This window comes from Agrobacterium sp. 22-209-1 (genome assembly GCF_053522485.1).
Genome location: NZ_JBNWCH010000014.1, coordinates 1 through 14,174, shown reverse-complemented (window position 1 = coordinate 14,174; position 14,174 = coordinate 1). Strand labels below are relative to the sequence as shown.

The window sequence follows — 14,174 nt, the reverse complement described above, 5'->3', positions numbered from 1 at the left end:
CGATTGACCGGCAAGGCTGCCGGAAGCGGGGCCGCGAAACGTCGCTTGGTTGCAAGGACAAAAGAGACATGAGCCGCATGACGCCATTCACCCACCCGCTTTTGCTGGGTTTTGATGCCATGGAAAAAACGCTGGAGCGCATGGCTAAGGCCAATGACGGCTATCCTCCCTATAACATAGAGCGTCTGCCCGGCAACGATGACGTGCCCGAGCGCCTGAGGATTACCATCGCGGTTGCCGGTTTTTCGCAGGACGATCTGGATGTCACGACGGCCGATAACCAGCTTGTCATCCGCGGCCGCCAGCAGGAACAGGAGAAGCGCGATTTTCTTTATCGCGGAATCGCGGCGCGCCAGTTCCAGCGGGTCTTCGTGCTTGCCGACGGCATGCAGGTCAGGGAGGCGCGCCTGCGCAACGGCCTTCTTTCCATCGATCTGGTCCGGCCGGAAATTTCAAACGTGGTGAAGAAAATTAATATTTCCGTCTCAGAGTAGACCATGAACGCCGGAATCCGACACGAATCGCTCGGCGTGAAGAAGGAGGCTGAAATATGCTGTTGAAAGAAGCGCATGCGCGTCTCACCCAATCCCAGCTCGCCCATATCGGCGAAGGAGAAGTGGGATATATCCGCAAGATTCGCGCGGAAGACGTCAGCCGCTGTTTCCCGGAAGCGCCCGATCTCGATCCGCAGTTGGACCTTTGGGCGCTGTTCGGTGCAGATGGTACGCCGATCCTCCTGACGGACAACCGGTCCAGTACGTTTTTCAAGGCTGCCGAAGACGATCTCCAGACCGTCAGCCTGCATTGAAGAAAAAAGCCCGCTTTTGAGCGGGCTTTTCTTTCGCGGGTTAAAGGAACGGGCGGTCCGGCATGTCGTCGATGGAGATGACGCCGTCCTTGTTCTTGTCCAGCCGTTCAAACATCTTTTCGCCGGCGGCGGTGAATTCGGCCTTGCTGACCTGACCGTTCTCGTCGGTATCGGCCCAGCGGATCAGCGCGAAACCTGCGCCCTTGCCGCCATGCTTGCCCCATCCCTGATGGCCGAAACGGCCGCCATGTTCGCGCTCGGCATGTCTTTCGGCGCGCTTGCCCTCGGGGCCCTTGCCGTCTTCGGCTTTGGCCTCCTCACGCTCGGGACGGGGATTGGCGGCGCGGAAAGCTTCCATTTTCGCCTGGCGATACTCACGCATTTCCTTCGGCGTGATCGAGCCGTCCTTGTCCTTGTCGATCTCGGTGAAGAGCGCGTCCTGACGGGAGGCGAATTCTTCCTTGGAAATCTTGCCGTCCTTGTTGGCATCCGCAACCTTTAGGAGGTGAACGAAGGCGGCTTCCTGGCGGATTGGCATGCGATCCTTATGGCCTTTGCCGGGTGCGGCGAAACTTGCCGTTGAGGCCGTGCTGAGCACAAGGGCTGCGCCAAGAGCAGACAGGGCGATTTTTCGTGTGGTCATCGTCATTACCTTTCTTTGGTGTCCCTGAAGAGAAGATAGTGACGTCCAGCAAGCCCCACCACTTAAACATCGGTAAGGTGTATGAAGCTTCGGTAATGTTTGCTGCTCAGCCTGCGATGGTTTTCGTCAGGAAGCCGGTCAGATCGTCGGTGATGTAGTCGATATGCGCATCCGTGACGGCCGGGATTTCCCAGCGTTCCATGACGACACCCTCGAGATTGGCGGGGACGAGCAGCACGGTCTTCATGCCAAGCGCCTTGGGCGCCGCGAGATTGCGGGGTAAATCCTCGAACATGGCGGCTTTTTGCGTGTCGAGCTTCGCAAGCGCCGCGAACTTCTCATAGGTCGCGCTGGCCGGTTTCGGCAGATAGCCGGCGGCGACGATATCGAAAATATCCTCGAAATGATCGAGAATGCCAAGCGCACCGGCGGCGGCCTGCGCATGTTTGACGCTGCCGTTGGTAAGGATGAATTTGCGGCCCGGCAGAGCTTTGATCGCCTCGCCAAGTTCCGGATGCGGTTTCAGCGCCGAATAGTCGATGGCATGGGCACGTTCCAGAAACTCGTCCGGGCTGATGCCGTAATGGATCATCAGGCCCTGAAGCGTCGTGCCGTGGTCGTGATAATAGCGCTTCTGCAGCGCCCGCGCCTCGTCGGGATCGAGCTTCAGAAGCTCCGCCACATAGGCCGTCATGTTACGGTCGATCTGCGAAAACAGATTGATGTGATGCGGATAGAGCGTGTTGTCGAGATCGAAGACCCATTCGCTCACATGGGCGAAATCGGCGGCTTCGGGCAGGTTTTTCGGCTTTGTGTCCATGGGCTGCTTTATGCCTGTTTCGAAGGCCGAAGAAAATCGAAAAGACGACGATTGATCAGAAAATCGGGCTTGGCTGCGGGCTCCCGCGCATGATACCGCCAAAGCCATGGAACTCTGGATTGGTATCACTTTCGCAAGCGCGTTCCTGCAGAACCTGCGCTCGACCCTGCAAAAGCACCTCAAAGGCATGATGGGCACCACGGGCGCGACCTTCGTGCGCTTCGTGTTCGGCATGCCTTTCGCTCTCGCTTATCTTGCTTTCCTGCATTTCGGGCTCGGTCGCCCTCTGCCGGTGCCGAACATGTCCTTTGCCGTGTGGGCGACGGTCGGCGCCATGGCGCAGATTGCCGCCACCTTCCTGCTCGTGCACCTGTTCTCCTTCCGTAATTTCGCGGTTGGAACGGCCTATTCCCGCACAGAACCGGCGCAGGCGGCACTGTTCGCGGTTATTTTCATCGGGGAAAGCGTCAATGGCGGCACATTGGCGGCCATCGCCATCTCGGTCGCCGGCGTCATGCTGATTTCGGTGGCGCGCACGGAAGTCACGCCCGCTTCCTTCTTCACCTCGATCTTCAGCCGGACAGCGGGTATCGGTCTTGCCTCGGGCGCTTTCTTCGGCCTGTCATCAGTCGCTTACCGGTCGGCGTCGCTCGCGCTTGCGCCGAGCCTTCCCACTCCGGATGCGATGATGCAGGCGGGCTTTACTCTGGTTGTCGTCATCGTCATGCAGACGGTGTCGATGTTCCTGTGGATCGTCTGGCGCGAGCGGGAAGAGTTGCGGCGCATCGCCAAGGTGTGGAAACCGTCGCTTGCGGTCGGTTTCGTGGGCGCAACGGCCTCGTTCGGCTGGTTCACGGCGATGACCCTGCAGCAGGCCGCCGTGGTGAAGGCATTGGCGCAGGTGGAGATGCTTTTCGCCTTCGCCTCGACCGTGCTTTTCTTCAAGGAGAAAATCAACCGGCTCGAACTGTCCGGCTGCCTGCTGATTGTCGTGGGCGTGCTGTCGCTTTTGGCATTCGGCTGAATGTCGGTTGTGGCGGACAGGCTTGCCGTCCGCCACCTGAAGCACATCAGGGCACGATGAGCGTGCCGGCGCCTTCCGTGAAGATTTCCAGAAGGACGGAGTGGGGCGTCTTACCGTTGAGGATCACAACGCCTTGAACACCGGCCTTGATGGCGTCGATGCAGGTCTCGACCTTCGGGATCATACCGCCGGAAATCGTGCCGTCCTTGATGAGCGCACGCGCCTGCGAGACGGTGAGTTCCTTGATGAGTTCCTTGTTCTTGTCGAGAACGCCGGGAACGTCGGTGAGAAACAGCAGACGCGAGGCGTGAAGCGCACCCGCAATCGCGCCGGCAAAGGTATCGGCATTGATATTGTAGGTGGCGCCATCGCGGCCGGGCGCGACCGGGGCGATCACCGGGATCATTTCCGACTTGGCGAGCAGGTCGAGCAGGGTGCGGTCGACTTCGGTGACTTCGCCGACGAACCCGAGATCGAGCACACGTTCGATATTGCTGTCAGGATCGATGACGGTCTTTTTCGCCTTTTCGGCAAAGACCATGTTGCCGTCCTTGCCGCACAGGCCGATCGCCCATTCGCCCGTCTGGTTGATGAGGGCGACGATTTCCTTGTTGATCGAGCCGGCCAGGACCATTTCGACGATCTCGACCGTCTTGGCGTCGGTGACGCGCAGACCGCCCTCGAATTTCGATTCGATGCCCATCTTGGTCAGCATCGCGCCGATCTGCGGGCCGCCGCCATGCACAACGATGGGGTTAATGCCCGATTGCTTCAGCAGGGCGATGTCTTCCGCGAAAGCCTTGCCGAGCGTGGAATCCCCCATGGCGTGACCGCCATATTTCACCACGATGGTCTTGTTCTCGTATTTCTGCATGAAAGGCAGAGCCTGTGCGAGCAGCCGCGCCTGAGTTTCGCTTTCGGAAGACGTCATCTAAAAACCTCGGTCTGTGGTTGCGGCCGTTGAAAGCCTGCCACCGCTCTAAAGCAAGTCTTTGACGGATGAAATAACCTCCTGGCCTTATTGTGTCGGCAACGGTCAAATTTCTTTTTTTTGGCTGTCCCGGCCCCGTAATGAGATTGACATAAAGGTCCAATGGGACCAGCCTTACACCGAAAAGGGGAGGGGTTATTTCAGGGTGACAGGTGATGTCGCGCGCCGCGGGAGCGATGCTGACCTGAACGACCGAGGAGCGAGAAACCACATGACGGCACCCGATCGAGACAAGCAAAGCGGCTTGCAGGATGAAGTGCTTGCGGGCGAATATGTGCTGGGTGCGCTGCCGCCGGAAAGCATGGCGGAGCTTGCCAAGCGCGTCAAACGCGACCGCCAGTTCGCGGCCATGGTCAGGCGCTGGCGGGACAATCTGGCGGAAACCGAATATCGCGAAAACGCAACCGTCGCCGCACTGCTGGAACGGGACCCGAGCCGCTCCGGCTTGCCATTCAGGGGCCAGCCGCTACGGGGCGGCAGCATGTTCGCAGCCATATTTTCGGAGGTCTGGCATTCCGTGCGCTTCTGGCGCCTTCTGGCGTTAACGGCGATGCTCTGGACCGCCGTTCTGCTTTTCACCATCGCCTGAGAGGCATGCCCCTCAAAGAGAGATCGTTCTGACGATCTCGGCCCGCAGGCTATCCAGCCCGAATGATTTTTCCGAGGATGTGGCGAGAACTTCCGGATAGGCGGCGGGACGCTTGCGGATTTTCTCCAGCGTTTCACCGATGAGCCGCGGAACGCCGGCATCCTTGATCTTGTCCGTCTTCGTCAGCACGATCTGGTAGGAAACGGCCGCCTTGTCGAGCAGGGTCAGAACCTCCTCGTCATTCTTTTTCACGCCATGGCGGGAATCGATCAGCACGTAAACGCGCTTCAGCGTCGCACGGCCGCGCAGATAATCGAAGACGAGCTTCGTCCAGGCGTCGACCTGATCCTTGGGGGCCTGCGCATAACCGTAACCGGGCATGTCGACCAACGCCATCGGCGGCAGATCGCCCGCTTCGCCGGAATAACCATCCGGAACGAAATAGTTCAGTTCCTGCGTGCGTCCGGGCGTATTGGACGTGCGGGCAAGCCCCTTGTGGCCCACCAGCGCATTGATGAGCGAGGACTTGCCGACATTCGAACGACCGGCGAAGGCAATCTCCGGCGGCCCTTCGGGCGGCAGGAATTTCATTGCGGGAACGCCGCGAATGAAAATCCAGGGTCGCCCGAACAGGGGCTTTTCGGTTGCCGTGCCGGTCTCACTCATTTCGATTGCACCGGCTTTCGCTTGAACAGCCCCTTAATGTTATCGAACAGCTCGATCTTGGCGCCCTGGCGCTTCATGATGACGGCCTGCTGGGTGATGGAGAGCGTATTGTTCCATGCCCAGTAGATGACCAGACCGGCCGGGAAGGAGGCCAGCATGAAGGTGAAGATCAGCGGCATCCAGTTGAAGATCATCGCCTGCGTCGGATCGGGGGGCGTCGGGTTCATACGCATCTGCAGGAACATGGTGATGCCCATGACAAGCGGCCAGACACCGATCATCAGGAAGTGCGGCACGTCGTAAGGCAGAAGGCCGAACAGGTTGAACAGCGACGTCGGATCCGGCGCGGAAAGGTCGTGGATCCAGCCGAAGAACGGCGCATGCCGCATTTCGATGGTGACGTAGATGACCTTGTAGAGCGCGAAGAAGACCGGGATCTGCAAAAGCATCGGCCAGCAGCCGGCGACCGGATTGATCTTCTCTTCCTTGTAGAGCTGCATCATCGCCTGCTGCATGGCCATGCGGTCATCGCCATGCTTGGCTTTCAGCTCTTCCATCTTCGGCTGCACGCGCTTCATGTTCGCCATGGAGGCATATTGCTTGCTGGCGAGCGGGAAGAAGAGAGCCTTGACGACGATGGTGGTGAGCAGGATCGCCACGCCGAAATTGCCAAAATAACGGAAGAAGAAATCCATCAGTTTGAACATCGGCTTGGTGATGAAGTAGAACCAGCCCCAGTCGATCAGAAGGTCGAACTTCGGAATGGCGTAGGTCGTTTCGTAACGGTCGACCAGCGGCACTTCCTTGGCGCCGGCAAAGACGAGGCTCTTCAGCTCGATCGACTGGCCGGGCTCGACCGTCAGGGCATCGCTCTTGAAGTCTGCCTGGTAGCTCGGCTGATTGCCGGTGATGTGCGAGTAGCGCGTCTCGAACGGTGTCGTCTGCGGCGGAACGATGGCCGCGGCCCAATATTTGTCGGTGATGCCGAGCCAACCGCCGGTCGCCTTTGCAACTGTTACCGGCGCTTCTTCGACGTCCTTGTATTTTTCTTCCGTCAGGCTGCCATCCTTGCCGGAGACGCCGAGGAAACCTTCATGGATGACGAAGACCGGGGGAACCGCGGGCTTGTTGTTGCGCGTCACACGGCCATAGGTGGCGAAGGAGATCGCAGCCTGTCCCGGGTTTTCTACCTTGTCGGCCACCGAGATCATATAATGCTCGTCGATCGAAACCGTACGCGAGAAGATGACGCCCTTGGAATTGGTGTAGGTCAGCGTGACCGGAGTGGTTTCCGTCAGCTTGTCGCCGTTGGCAAGCGTCCAAACGGTGGTCGGGCCGGGCACGCCGCCGACGTCCTGTGCCGCAACGTAACCGAGTTCGGTGAAATAGCCCTCCTTGGTGTCGGAGGGCGAGAACAGCGTGATGATCGGGCTCGAGTCATCGACGGTCTCATGGTAGTCCTTGAGCCGGATGTCGTCGAAGCGGGCGCCGGTAAGGTTGATCGAGCCGGCGATGGCGTTGGTCTCGATGGCGACACGCTGGGTCTTTGCGATTGCCTCTTCGCGGGTCGCGGTGGCGGCGGCCTGCGGGGAGGATGCGGGCGGTGCGCCTTCAACGGCGGCCCCCGGTGCGGCGCCCGGCGCAGGCTGCTGTTGCTGCGTCGTTTGCTGCTGCGCCTGGCGGGCCTCTTCGGCGCGGCGCTGCTGCTCGATACGCGGATTCATGTAAAGGAATTGCCAGGCGAGGACGATGACAACCGAAAGGGCTATCGCGATGAAGTAATTGCGGTTCTTTTCCATCATTCTTTCCTGGAGCGGGTCTCCTGGGACCGTTTCGGTTTCGCCGTTCCTTCAATTCGCTCGTTAAGGAGAGACTGAAGTTTCGGGAAGGCTGTATCAAGCACGTCCCTGCGGGCGACAATCACATAGTCATGACCGGGCTTCATTGCGACCCCGGCAGAAAGCCTGACGGCTTCCTTGAGACGGCGGCGCATGCGATTTCGCTCGACCGCGTTGCCTTGTCTTTTCGTTACGGTAAAACCGACGCGAGGCTCGGTTTCCGGGGCTTTCCGGTCAAGCACTTCCAGAAGAAAGCTGCCTCCCCGCCGTTTTTCTCCTGCCTGAACGGCAAGGAAATCCGACCGGTTTTTAAGCCGGCCGGGCAGTTTTCCTGTCTTACTCATGTGCCCGCGACTTTCACCGGGTCACAGAGACGGCAATTAAGCCGAAAGACGAGCGCGGCCGCGCGCACGGCGGGCTGCGAGAACCTTGCGGCCGCCAGCGGTAGCCATACGGGCGCGGAAGCCATGACGACGCTTGCGGACGAGCTTGGACGGTTGGTAAGTACGCTTCGACATTTATTTAATACCGCGGTGTGCGGCCCTTCTTGAATTTGCAATAATTTGCAAGAGCGTTTCGTTTTTTGCACGGCTAACCCCGCCTGGGCGAGCTTTCAATGGCCGAGCGTGCGCGGCTTATAAGGGCATAGGCCGAGCAAAGTCAATTGCCGAAGGGGTTTTCGCGCTTCACCTTTTGCGGAAAACGCATCGCCATCTTCTTCGCCGACAGCCGATAGAGGCCAATTCCAGCGCGTCATCGGTAAAATCCGAAATTCTTTCTTAACGCGGCATTGATAAATCTTGTGACGCGAAAAGTTATGCCAGCTTCCCATTTTCATCGCGCAGCTGGTTTTTGTTGGGGGAACGAAGTTGAGAATTCGCGGTCGTATCAATCTACTTGTCGGGCTGATGAGCCTTGTTGCCTGTACCATTGGCGGGCTGTCCATCTATGCGATCAACGAATTCTGGGTTCGTTCGCATCATTTCGAGAAAGCCGCCGAAAGGGCTTATAAGGGAGAGGCGCTCAACCGACTGGTGACGGCAGTCGTCATGGACGCGCGCGGTATCTATGCGGCCGCCGATGTGGCTGCGGCCACCCCCTTTGCTAACGGCATGGTGAAAAATCTCGACGCCATGGAAAAGCTGATCGCTACTTGGGCCCCGCTGGTGCCGGCCGAGCAAAAAGCGAGTTTCGACAAGCTTGTCAGCCGATCCAAGGAGTTTCGGTCCTTCCGCTTGGAGACGGTCCGTCTCGGTAAGGAAGTCGGGCCCCAGGCGGCCAACCAGCAGGGTAATAACGAGGCTAACCGCACCAACCGCAAGGCTTATCAGGCGGAGATCGACAGTGTCGTGAAAAACGACCTTGCCGAACTCGAAGTCGTGAAGGCGGGGGTCGATTCTTTCAGCACCGCCATATTCTGGGTGATTGTCGCGGTGACGGTTGCAGGTGTCGGCGCGGGAGCGGCCTTCGGCCTGTATATGGGAACGCGGCAACTCAGCGCACCCATCCGCAGGGTTTCGCAGGTGATGAATGCTGTGGCCGACGGAAATCTCGACGCCGCCGTCCCCTATCTCGGCCGCAACGATGAAATCGGCGAAATGGCCGCGGCCGTCGAGGTCTTCAAGAAAAACGGCAGCGAAGTGCGCCGCATGAATGCGCAGGAAGCCGCCATGCGCGCGAAAAGCGACGATCTGCAGGCCGGCATGGCCATCGTCGTCGACGCTGCGGCCCAGGGCGATTTCAGCCGCCGCATCAACAAGGATTATGGCGACGACAACCTCAATCGTTTTGCCGCGACGATCAATTCGCTCCTCATCGGGGTCCATAATGGCGTGTCCGAGACCAGCCGCGTCATTGAAGGCTTTGCGCGGGGCGATCTGACGGAGAGAATGGATGGCGAGTTCCGCGGCGTTTTCGCCGAACTTCAGGTGAACGTCAACCAGACGCTGACCAAGCTGCGCGAGACGATGCGCGAAGTGCGCGGCAGCACGGAAGGCATCAGCGGCAACGCGAACGAATTGCGCTCGGCGGCCGATGACCTGTCGAAGCGGACGGAACAGCAGGCGGCGGCGCTGGAGGAAACCTCAGCCGCTCTGGATGAGATTACCGCCGTTGTTCGCAATTCGACCGATCGTGCGCAGGAAGCCAGCGCCATGGTTGCCGAAACGAAGCAGAAGACGGAGGAGTCCGCCAATGTCGTGCGCGACGCCGTGTCCGCCATGGATCGTATCGAGCATGCCTCGCGCGAAATCAGCCAGATCATCAACGTCATCGACGAAATTGCCTTCCAGACGAACCTGCTGGCGCTGAATGCCGGTGTGGAAGCCGCCCGTGCAGGCGAGGCGGGCAAGGGCTTTGCCGTCGTCGCTCAGGAGGTGCGAGAACTTGCGCAACGATCCGCAACCGCTGCGAAGGACATCAAGGCGCTGATCACCAAATCGGGCGAGGAGGTTGGGCGCGGCGTATCGCTGGTGCAAAGAACTGGCGGCGCACTGAGCGAGATCGAGACCCGCGTTCTGGCAATCAACGAGCACATCCATTCGATCGCCACGGCCGCCAGGGAGCAGTCCACCGGCCTGCATGAGGTGAATACCGCCATCAACCAGATGGACCAGGTAACGCAGCGCAACGCCGCCATGGTGGAGGAGACCTCGGCTGCAACCCATAAGCTGAGCAGCGAGGCCGACCATCTCGTGACGCTCGTGGCGCGCTTCAATGTCGGCGCGGAAAATGTGCAGCGCAGCCCCCGCATCGAGCAGCCCGTGAGGCCGATGACGGTCTCCGCCGGACCGGTGGCGGTCTCCGGCAGGACGCAGGCGGTGGCGTCTCCGGCCCGGAAATTGATGAACAGCGTCAGCCGCGCGCTCAATGCCCAGCCTGCGGCAGCACCCGCACATGGCGACTGGCAGGAATTCTAGACGACCAGCGGTCCGCTTCCAAACCGGCTTACCTTCGAACGCCGCCCCTGCCGGGCGGCGTTTGTTTTTCCGGCAATGAAAACCTTTATTTTGCAGCGCATTGGAAAAATATCCATTAGGTCCTATTATCATCGCTGCATATAAACCGAGCCGTTCCACGCAAGCAGCGGCGCGCATACAGGATCATGGCCCGGTGTTTTCTAAAGGCGTAGACAGCTTGGACCGCACGCAAGACGATCCGGTGCATTGCATGCCGGGATTGACCGCCGGTCTTTCGGGGCGGTTGCTGTTGCTCACAGTCATCTTCGTGATGATCGCCGAAGTGCTGATCTTCGTACCTTCCGTCGCCAATATGCGTCTTTCATGGTTGCGCGACCGTCTGAATACGGCTGCGGCCGCCGGGGCTGTCATCGACGGCCTGCAGGCTGAACTGCCGAGAAGCGTGCAGAACGACACGCTGATGGCAACCGGAGCGAAGCTTATCGCCCTGCGCAAGGACGGCACGTCGCGCTTGCTCGCCGTGGCGGAAACGCCGCCGGGCGTCGATGAGCAATATGATCTTTCCGACGTTTCGCAGGTGGCGGCGGTGCGGGACGCCTTTTCCACCCTGCTGTTCGGCGGCAACCGCATCATCCGCGTTTTCGACGTCGTCGGCGACAGCGACACGATCATCGAACTGGTGCTTGGCGAAAACAAGCTTAGGGCGGCAATGCTTGCTTATGCCCGCAACGTTTTCCTGATTTCCATCGTCCTGTCGCTGATCACCGCAGGCCTGATCTTCATCTCCATCAACCGCATCATGATCCGGCCCATACGCCGGCTGACGCTCGGCATGCAGAACTTCTCCGAGGACCCGGGCAATCCCGAGCGGATTTTCGTACCTGATGAGGGAACGGATGAACTATCGGTTGCCGGCCGCCACCTCGCCGATATGCAGACCGAACTGCAGAAGACCCTGCGGCAGCAGAAGAACCTCGTGGATCTCGGCCTCGCGGTCTCGAAGATCAACCACGACATGCGCAATATCCTCTCCTCCGCCCAGCTCATGTCAGACCGTCTGGTGGATGCCAAGGACCCGATGGTCAGGAGCTTCGCGCCGAAACTCTTGCGCACCATCGACCGCGCCGTGGCCTATACCGGCGAGGTTCTGGCCTATGGCCAGGCGACCGAAGGCGCGCCGAAACGCAAGATGGTGCAGTTGAGCCTTCTGGTGCGGGATGTGCGCGATATTCTGGCGCTCGATCCGGATAGTGGCATCGAGTTTCAGGACAGCGTTCCCTCCGATCTCACGGTGGATGCGGATTCCGAGCAGCTCTTCCGGGTCATCCACAATCTCTGTCGCAATGCCGTTCAGGCCTTGCAATCCGATACCGCGAATGCCGGGCTTCGACACCTCTCCATCTCGGCCCAGAGGGCTGGCAGCGTCGTCAGCATCGTCATCGATGACAATGGACCGGGAATGCCGCGCAAGGCGAAGGAGAACCTGTTTTCCGCTTTCAGGGGTTCGGCTCGCTCCGGCGGCACGGGCCTCGGGCTGGTCATTGCCCGCGAACTCGTGCTTGCCCATGGCGGCACGATCGCGCTCGTCGAAAAGCCCGGTCCCGGCACGCAGTTCCGCATCGAGATCGCCGACCGCGCCGCTTCCGTACAGGCGGCTAGAACCGCCTGAAAAACCTGCTCCGCAGTGGGTTCGCACAATCGTTCTCCACACCCAAACGGACATGGTATCTGGCCCGTGGAAAATGATCTTCATGGAATATCAAACAAAATCAATTAGATACATGAATTGCTGCGGAAAAATGACAATTTCGAAGCGAAATCGCTTGCATTCGGAATGAGGACGTTTTAGAGGATCGCCACGCCACCGGAAACGACCGGAACGGCACGCACCCGTAGCTCAGCTGGATAGAGCACCAGACTACGAATCTGGGGGTCAGGAGTTCGAATCTCTTCGGGTGCGCCATTTCTCTCTTCTGTTACAATACGTTAGTCTCTTGGGCCTGCTTCTGCTCGTGATGGTGAGCAGGAAATGTAATGACCCTGTAATGACAATCCCTTTGACAGTGCCAAATCCTCTACGCCACTCGAATGGTCGAGCGAAGCTCTTAAGAACCTCCGGTTCGCTATGGACGATAGATTCTCTAGCTCGTAGTGCATACCCCCTAGGGTAGCCGGTAGGGAGGGGGAACGGGGTGCCTAGTGCAGTAGTGTATTGCACCTAAAGATTTTCTCACAAAAATTCCTGATTTTCGGGGGATGGTAGAGATGCCGTCTTACACTCGAATCTCAGTGAGCTAATATACCCTCTGCGATTCTATGTCGGTGGATGATATGGCTGTAGTTGATCTTTATTCGAAGCGTCAAAAGCGAGTTAGGGGCGAAGTCCCTGACGTATACACATATGATGAATTACCTAAAACGCTTAGGATTCAAATCGAGTACTTGATAAAACAGGGTCTCAATCCCAGTGGTGATTTAAGTAGAGGTCGTGTCTACGCAACCTTCAAACTCATTGTTGATACGTTATGTAAGGAATATGGAGTTTACCGTCTTGCGGGGAAGGATTATCGCAGACTCGATCCCGATGAGGAAATATATAAGTTTTTAGTGAGTGAGCCAGATACAGAACGTTGCCTCGATGTCGTAGAGCTTACAATGAAAGCCATCGACAGGCTTACTCGAACCATCGATTATAGTAGCTACCACCGTTACAATGAGAACGTAGATGCGGTTCTTGATGAGTTGAATACCCGATTCAAAGAGAGCGGGGTCGGTTATCGGTTCGTAGACGGAGAGATCATCCGCGTAGATTCGGAACTCGTCCATACAGAGGCTGTCAAACCAGCTATCCGACTCTTGAACACAAAGGACTATGCAGGCCCGCATGAGGAGTTCCTGTCAGCCTACGAGCACTACAGGCACGGTAACAACAAGGAAGCCCTGAACGATTGCCTAAAGGCGTTTGAATCGACCATGAAGGCCATCTGCGACAAGAGGGGGTGGGCGCACAAGACGACTGACACAGCTAAGGCATTGATTGACGTATGCCTGTCTAACGGTCTTATTCCCCCATTCTGGCAACAACAGATGACGTCACTGAGAAGCCTCCTCGAAAGCAGCATTCCGACTGGACGGAACAAGCTAAGCGGTCATGGGCAAGGTGCGGTTCCCCAAGAAGTTCCCGACTACCTCACGGCTTACATGCTCCATATGACGGCCTCCACACTTGTCTTCCTGACGACGGCAGAGAAGGAACTGAAGTGACTGAGAATGATAAACAACGTCAGTTGGCCGTGACGATTGCAAAGCAGGTCAGTCAATCCGAAGGGGATGAGATAAGGGAATGGGCAGCAAAGCTATTAGAGATAAGAGGGGAATCAATCTCGGCTCCTATGAAGGCCAAGAAGGCCCTAACCTTGACGGCGAAAAGCAAGGTCGTGTTACCCGCCCTAAAGATAATAGCCAAGCAATCAAAGAAATATGGTTGGGATAACCGCTCTGCTGCACAGCGAATAGGAATGGGTGCAGCCGCTGTAGGGATTACCGTATTTGGTGGTGCCAACGCGGGAATTGCGGCTCTCGGAGGAGCTGTAGGAGTACCGCTATGGATGGTTCTCGGGGGAGGGGCGATGTTTGCAAAGTACCTCATCGATGAAATCACGCAGAAAGATACCTCTGGCGCGACATACAAAGTCATTGATGCTGACAAAGAGGACTGACCGATGCCGGTGATGGACGATACAGAATATCTTAGGTCTCGATTGCACGAGTATCAGGACCTAGGCGGTAAACTCATAAATTCTCTTGGCGCATTGCGTTCCGCGTGATTCAAGGCTTCCGAATTAGGAGCTATGATGACACGCCGCCGCTACGAACT

The 14,174-nt window shown here is 58.1% G+C and carries 15 protein-coding genes and 1 tRNA gene; 9 read left to right on the top strand and 7 right to left on the bottom strand.

The window, feature by feature from the left end; all coding sequences use genetic code 11:
* Positions 1-68 precede the first annotated feature (68 nt).
* Entirely contained in the window at positions 69-494 is a 426-nt protein-coding gene (locus ACQZ48_RS21735) for an Hsp20 family protein (protein ID WP_137409699.1), read from the top strand.
* A 56-nt stretch (positions 495-550) separates the two neighbouring features.
* Complete coding sequence (locus ACQZ48_RS21730) at positions 551-808, top strand: BQ00720 family protein (protein ID WP_003520040.1); 258 nt, start codon at positions 551-553, stop codon at positions 806-808.
* Between the two features lie 40 nt (positions 809-848).
* Here ACQZ48_RS21730 and ACQZ48_RS21725 read toward each other — a convergent pair whose 3' ends face one another.
* Positions 849-1,457 carry an EF-hand domain-containing protein gene (locus tag ACQZ48_RS21725; protein WP_191217374.1) on the bottom strand — a complete coding sequence of 203 codons (609 nt, stop codon included), beginning with the start codon at positions 1,455-1,457 and terminating at the stop codon, positions 849-851.
* 100 nt (positions 1,458-1,557) lie between these two features.
* Positions 1,558-2,271 (bottom strand): pyrimidine 5'-nucleotidase, encoded by a 714-nt coding sequence (locus ACQZ48_RS21720; protein ID WP_077984441.1) that lies wholly within the window; start codon positions 2,269-2,271, stop codon positions 1,558-1,560.
* A gap of 106 nt (positions 2,272-2,377) precedes the next feature.
* Between ACQZ48_RS21720 and ACQZ48_RS21715 the strand changes: the two genes are divergently transcribed.
* Positions 2,378-3,295 (top strand): DMT family transporter, encoded by a 918-nt coding sequence (locus ACQZ48_RS21715; protein ID WP_077984442.1) that lies wholly within the window; start codon positions 2,378-2,380, stop codon positions 3,293-3,295.
* Between the two features lie 46 nt (positions 3,296-3,341).
* Here ACQZ48_RS21715 and argB read toward each other — a convergent pair whose 3' ends face one another.
* Positions 3,342-4,226: an acetylglutamate kinase gene (argB, locus tag ACQZ48_RS21710; protein WP_003503698.1), complete on the bottom strand. Its 885-nt coding sequence runs from the start codon at positions 4,224-4,226 to the stop codon at positions 3,342-3,344.
* Between the two features lie 271 nt (positions 4,227-4,497).
* Here argB and ACQZ48_RS21705 point away from each other — a divergent pair, with 271 nt between their 5' ends.
* Positions 4,498-4,875: a hypothetical protein gene (locus ACQZ48_RS21705; RefSeq protein WP_080791464.1), complete on the top strand. Its 378-nt coding sequence runs from the start codon at positions 4,498-4,500 to the stop codon at positions 4,873-4,875.
* A gap of 12 nt (positions 4,876-4,887) precedes the next feature.
* Here the strand turns inward: ACQZ48_RS21705 and yihA are convergent, their stop codons facing one another.
* From yihA to rpmH, 4 genes are read right to left on the bottom strand one after another with little or no spacing between them, the layout of a single operon-like run.
* Positions 4,888-5,541, bottom strand: coding sequence for a ribosome biogenesis GTP-binding protein YihA/YsxC (gene yihA, locus ACQZ48_RS21700; RefSeq protein WP_035263945.1), 654 nt, complete (start codon positions 5,539-5,541; stop codon positions 4,888-4,890).
* Complete coding sequence (gene yidC, locus ACQZ48_RS21695; RefSeq protein WP_191217376.1) at positions 5,538-7,340, bottom strand: membrane protein insertase YidC; 1,803 nt, start codon at positions 7,338-7,340, stop codon at positions 5,538-5,540. Before yidC ends, yihA begins: the two co-directional genes overlap by 4 nt.
* Positions 7,340-7,723 (bottom strand): ribonuclease P protein component, encoded by a 384-nt coding sequence (gene rnpA, locus ACQZ48_RS21690; protein WP_077984445.1) that lies wholly within the window; start codon positions 7,721-7,723, stop codon positions 7,340-7,342. The genes yidC and rnpA overlap by 1 nt, the downstream gene beginning before the upstream one ends.
* Positions 7,724-7,759: 36 nt before the next feature.
* Positions 7,760-7,897: a 50S ribosomal protein L34 gene (rpmH, locus tag ACQZ48_RS21685; protein ID WP_003493611.1), complete on the bottom strand. Its 138-nt coding sequence runs from the start codon at positions 7,895-7,897 to the stop codon at positions 7,760-7,762.
* A 351-nt stretch (positions 7,898-8,248) separates the two neighbouring features.
* Between rpmH and ACQZ48_RS21680 the strand changes: the two genes are divergently transcribed.
* From ACQZ48_RS21680 to ACQZ48_RS21660, 5 genes are all read left to right on the top strand, one after another.
* Positions 8,249-10,297, top strand: coding sequence for a methyl-accepting chemotaxis protein (locus ACQZ48_RS21680; protein ID WP_448729451.1), 2,049 nt, complete (start codon positions 8,249-8,251; stop codon positions 10,295-10,297).
* Between the two features lie 250 nt (positions 10,298-10,547).
* The gene (locus tag ACQZ48_RS21675; RefSeq protein ID WP_162520446.1) at positions 10,548-11,966 is read left to right on the top strand and encodes an ATP-binding protein; all 1,419 of its coding nucleotides are present in this window, start codon (positions 10,548-10,550) and stop codon (positions 11,964-11,966) included.
* A 217-nt stretch (positions 11,967-12,183) separates the two neighbouring features.
* Positions 12,184-12,260 (top strand) — tRNA-Arg (locus tag ACQZ48_RS21670).
* Positions 12,261-12,628: 368 nt separating this feature from the next.
* A complete protein-coding gene (locus ACQZ48_RS21665) occupies positions 12,629-13,561 on the top strand; it encodes an STM4504/CBY_0614 family protein (protein WP_448729450.1) in 933 nt (310 codons plus the stop codon).
* The gene (locus tag ACQZ48_RS21660; RefSeq protein WP_191217378.1) at positions 13,558-14,016 is read left to right on the top strand and encodes a hypothetical protein; all 459 of its coding nucleotides are present in this window, start codon (positions 13,558-13,560) and stop codon (positions 14,014-14,016) included. Before ACQZ48_RS21665 ends, ACQZ48_RS21660 begins: the two co-directional genes overlap by 4 nt.
* The last annotated feature ends 158 nt before the right edge of the window (positions 14,017-14,174 follow it).